Annotated in this window: 5 protein-coding genes; all 5 read left to right on the top strand. The window is 39.1% G+C overall.

What is annotated here, in order from left to right; all coding sequences use genetic code 11:
* Positions 1-694, top strand: a 694-nt coding sequence (locus AC1DG9_RS23400) for an HlyD family secretion protein (protein ID WP_477635339.1), incomplete at its 5' end; no start/stop codon positions are given.
* The gene (locus tag AC1DG9_RS23395; protein ID WP_288879334.1) at positions 691-1,611 is read left to right on the top strand and encodes an ABC transporter ATP-binding protein; all 921 of its coding nucleotides are present in this window, start codon (positions 691-693) and stop codon (positions 1,609-1,611) included. The genes AC1DG9_RS23400 and AC1DG9_RS23395, both read left to right, overlap by 4 nt.
* 2 nt (positions 1,612-1,613) lie before the next feature.
* Complete coding sequence (locus AC1DG9_RS23390; RefSeq protein WP_172662925.1) at positions 1,614-2,351, top strand: ABC transporter ATP-binding protein; 738 nt, start codon at positions 1,614-1,616, stop codon at positions 2,349-2,351.
* Positions 2,352-2,363: 12 nt separating this feature from the next.
* The gene (locus AC1DG9_RS23385; protein ID WP_288879333.1) at positions 2,364-3,470 is read left to right on the top strand and encodes an ABC transporter permease; all 1,107 of its coding nucleotides are present in this window, start codon (positions 2,364-2,366) and stop codon (positions 3,468-3,470) included.
* Positions 3,467-4,585: an ABC transporter permease gene (locus AC1DG9_RS23380; RefSeq protein ID WP_288879332.1), complete on the top strand. Its 1,119-nt coding sequence runs from the start codon at positions 3,467-3,469 to the stop codon at positions 4,583-4,585. The genes AC1DG9_RS23385 and AC1DG9_RS23380 overlap by 4 nt, the downstream gene beginning before the upstream one ends.
* Positions 4,586-4,748: the final 163 nt, after the last annotated feature.

Genomic DNA, 4,748 nt, shown 5'->3' with positions numbered 1-4,748 from the left:
ATACTTAAAAAAGAAACAACTGCGAGCCCAGATTAATGTTGTACTAGGTAAAAAGCCTGATGTACCAGCTCAGATAGCCGCATACCAGGAACAACTAAAGCAAGCAAACAGAGAACGGCAAAGAATTACCAATCTTTTAAAGGCCGATGCTGCAACACCAAAACAATTGGACGACGCCAATGCTCAGATTGCAATTATTAAAAAACAGATAGCTGCTCAGAGATCTTCTCTGAATATTACCTCGACAAGTTTAAATCAAGAAACACTTCCATTGAATGTACAGATTGATCAGTTAAACGATCAGCTTTTAAAGAGTAAAATTATAAACGAAACAGCAGGCACTGTACTGGTCAAATATGTTGAAGTAAATGAAATGGCTTCAATAGGCAAACCTTTGTACAAAATCAGTGATTTGTCGTCCATCATTTTAAGAGCTTACATTACTGGCAATCAGTTGCCAGCTATTAAACTTGKGCAAAAAGTTGAGGTATTGGTTGATTCAGCAGACGGAAAATATAAAACTTACGAGGGTATTATAGAATGGATTAGCGATAAAGCAGAATTCACTCCTAAAACCATACAAACCAAAGACGAGCGGGCCAATCTGGTATATGCAATTAAGGTAAAGCTAAAAAATGATGGCTATTTAAAAATAGGCATGTACGGAGAGATTATTTTATCTAAAAAAATATGAGCAGCGCCTTTGCCATCGAGGTAAACGAGCTCCGTAAAACCTACGGTAAAGAGCAGCTAGTTGCTGTCGATGATGTTTCTTTCCATGTAAAAAAGGGAGAACTGTTTGGCCTTATTGGTCCTGATGGCGCAGGTAAAACCAGTATTTTCAGGATGCTGACTACCCTGCTACTTCCTGAAAAAGGAACGGCAAAGATAGACGGTTATGATGTAGTTGCCGACTATAAACAGATTAGAAAAACAATTGGTTATATGCCTGGCAGATTTTCACTCTATCCGGACCTGACCATCGAAGAAAACCTTCGCTTTTTTGCTACTGTATTTGGCACTACCATCGCTCAGAATTATCATCTGATCGAAGATATCTACGTCCAGATCCAACCCTTCAAAAACAGAAGGGCGGGGAAACTCTCAGGTGGAATGAAACAAAAACTAGCATTATGCTGTGCTCTTATCCACAAACCAACCGTATTGTTTCTGGATGAGCCAACAACTGGAGTAGATCCGGTGTCAAGAAAAGAATTTTGGGAGATGCTGAAAAGGCTTAAAGCGCAAGATATTACCATTCTGGTATCAACCCCGTATATGGACGAGGCTACTTTGTGCGACCGCATCGCCCTGATCCAGAACGGGAAAATATTATCCATCAACACCCCTCAAAATATGATTCAGCAATATCCGGAGCAACTATATGCAATCAAAGCAGATCAGATGTATGAACTGATTAAAGCACTTAGAAAATACCCTGAGGTAATGGATTGTTATGCCTTTGGCGAGTATGCCCATGTTTCCTTTAATGGTTCTTTTGAGGATAATAAGCTGAAGACCTACCTGAAAGCTGAAGGTTTAACTCAGATTGAAATTAAGCCTGTACCACCAACCATCGAAGATTATTTCATCAAATTATTGAAGAACTAGCTATGGAATATGTAATAAAAACGGATAGGCTGACCAAGCGCTTTGGAGATTTCACAGCAACAAATGAAATTACTTTTGAAGTAGAAAAGGGCGAAATATTTGGTTTTCTGGGTGCTAACGGTGCCGGTAAAACAACTGCCATGCGCATGCTATGCGGCTTATCTATACCCAGTTCTGGTACAGCCACAGTAGCAGGTTTTGATGTATATAAGCAAACAGAAGAAATTAAAAGGAATATAGGCTACATGAGTCAGAGGTTCTCTTTGTATGAAGATCTCACCGTGCAGGAAAACATCAGGTTTTTTGGAGGAATCTATGGGTTAAGCAATCGGGAAATTAAAACTAAAAGTGAAGACTTACTGGAACAGCTAGAACTTAAAAACGAAGCTAAAAAATTAGTAGCCTCCCTGCCCTTGGGCTGGAAACAGAAGCTTTCCTTTTCAGTTGCGGTTTTACACCAACCAAAAATTGTATTTCTGGACGAACCAACCGGAGGAGTTGATCCGGTAACAAGAAGACAATTCTGGGACCTGATCTACGAGGCATCTGCAAAAGGAATTACCATTTTTGTGACCACTCATTATATGGATGAAGCTGAGTATTGTAACCGCATATCTATTATGGTAGACGGAAAAATAGAAGCGCTTGATACCCCGGCTAATTTAAAAAGTCAATTTAAAGCAAGCTCAATGGACCAGGTTTTTTATCATCTGGCCAGAGGTGCAAAACGTAGCGATTAGAATAATAAGGCAATGGAACAGTTTATCAACTTTGTAAAAAAGGAATTTGCCCATGTTTGGAGGGACAAAAAGACCTTGCTAATTCTATTTGGAATGCCGGTTATCCAGATTCTTATTTTTGGATTCGCACTAACCAACGAGGTTAAAAACTCTGAGATCATTGTTATGGATCAGGCCAAAGACCAGGCCTCACAACAAATCATCAGCAGGATAGCTGCCAGCAGGTACTTCGATATTCAAAGCAGCGTGATGAACAATAAGCAAATGGAAGCGGCATTTAAAAAAGGAAAAATTAAGATGGCCATCGTTTTTCCGGCAGGATTTAATGAAGCCCTACTCCATCAGCGCAAGGCACAGATCCAGATTCTTGCCGATGCTTCTGATCCTAATACTGCCAGTATGCTTACAAATTATGTTTCTTCAATTATTCAGGACTATCAAAATTCAATTGATAAAGCAGCAGCTATACCCTACTTGATAGTTCCCGAAGTAAGGATGTTGTACAACCCGCAACTAAAGGGTGCACATAATTTTGTTCCGGGTGTCATGGCCCTGGTACTAATGCTGGTGTGTGTAATGATGACGGCTATTTCAATTGTAAAAGAAAAAGAAACAGGAACCATGGAAATTTTATTGGTTTCACCGTTTAGTCCGCTTCTGGTTATCCTTTCTAAAGCAGTACCATACCTTTTTCTATCGCTCATAAATGTAGCTTCCATCCTACTGTTGAGTGTTTATGTGCTCGATTTGCCAGTTAACGGAAGTGTGGCCCTGCTTTTTGTAGAAAGCACCTTGTTTATCATCACCTGCCTAAGCCTGGGCATATTCATCTCTGTAAAAACAGATTCCCAGCAAATGGCCATGTTAATCTCTCTGATGGGAATGTTTTTACCAACAGTGCTTTTCAGTGGTTTTATGTTTCCTATAGAAAACATGCCTTACCCATTGCAATTGATCTCTAATCTGGTTCCTGCAAAATGGTTCTATTTAATTGTGAAGTCCATTATGATCAAAGGATTAGGATTTTCGGCCATTTGGAAAGAAACGTTAATTCTGGGTGGTATTACCCTTGGTTTATTAGTAGTGAGTTTAAAAAGTTTTAAAATCAGACTGGCATGAGAACGATCCGTTTTTTACTCGAAAAAGAATTCAGACAGATATTTCGCAACAAGGCTATACTGTTACTGATCATCATAATGCCGGTTATGCAACTGATAATTCTGCCGCTTGCTGCAAATTATGAAGTAAAGAACATCAATCTTTCTGTAGTAGATCATGATCATTCCAGCTATTCCCAAAAACTGATCTCTAAAGTTACCGCCTCTGGATACTTTAAACTTACCGGATATAATGCCTCTTTTAAGGAAGGAATGAAACTGATTGAAGCGGACAAGGCCGATCTGATTCTGGAAATTCCGCATGGATTTGAGCGCAACCTTGTCCGCGAAAACCACCAACAGCTATTTATTGTCGTAAATGCCATAAACGGAGTAAAGGCAAATCTTGGAGGAGCATATCTTGGGTCTATCATAAGAGACTTTAATAACGATATAAGACTGCAATTGCTGCCGGTTTCAAAGTTTAGCGGCGCTGCGGTTATCGAGATCAGCTCATCCAATCTGTTTAATCCTTTAATGAAGTACAAATTTTTTATGGTTCCCGGTATTTTGGCTATACTGGTTACCATGATTGGAGGTTTTCTATCGGCACTAAACATTGTAAAAGAAAAAGAGTTTGGTACTATCGAACAGATCAATGTAAGTCCAATAAGAAAACATCATTTTATATTGGGAAAACTCATCCCCTTTTGGGTACTTGGAAATGTGGTGTTTACGCTAGGGCTCCTAGTATCGTGGTTAATTTATGGTATTGAACCTCTCGGAAATTTGCTAGTGCTGTATCTCTTTGCATCTGTTTTCTTGCTGGCCATTTTGGGTTTCGGACTTTTGATTTCAACCTTTTGTGATACCCAGCAGCAAGCTATGTTTATCATGTTTTTTTTCATGATGATCTTTATTCTGATGGGTGGCTTATTCACCTCTATAGACAGTATGCCCGATTGGGCAAAAATAGTTTCGAGGTTCAATCCGGTTAGTTACCTGATAGAAGTAATGCGAATGGTTATCCTTAAAGGTAGTGGGTTAAGAGACATATTGCCTCAACTAGGTACTGTTGGTGTTTTTGCCATTGTACTGAATGCCTGGGCGGTATGGAACTATAAGAAAAGAAACTAAATGAATGATTAAAAAAATTGTTTAAACAAATACATGGCTGTTTTGTTCAGCTAACATGAAATCGTCATTCTTTAAATATTTTTATGAATACTCACGAATATTGGTTGTTTATACTTGCAATTCCTGTGGCCTGCATCTCATGGACGGTAACAAAGGAAGAAGT

The sequence above is a fragment of the Pedobacter sp. 05L430 genome (assembly GCF_056397585.1).
The sequence above is the reverse complement of the archived record's forward strand: the minus strand, read 5'-3'. Positions and strand labels throughout refer to the sequence as shown.

Bases quoted from the DNA above. Each gene is read 5' to 3' on its own strand.
- AC1DG9_RS23395 (WP_288879334.1), top strand. From the start codon at position 691: ATGAGCAGCGCCTTTGCCATCGAGGTAAACGAGCTCCGTAAAACCTAC.
- AC1DG9_RS23390 (WP_172662925.1), top strand. From the start codon at position 1,614: ATGGAATATGTAATAAAAACGGATAGGCTGACCAAGCGCTTTGGAGAT.
- AC1DG9_RS23385 (WP_288879333.1), top strand. From the start codon at position 2,364: ATGGAACAGTTTATCAACTTTGTAAAAAAGGAATTTGCCCATGTTTGG.
- AC1DG9_RS23380 (WP_288879332.1), top strand. From the start codon at position 3,467: ATGAGAACGATCCGTTTTTTACTCGAAAAAGAATTCAGACAGATATTT.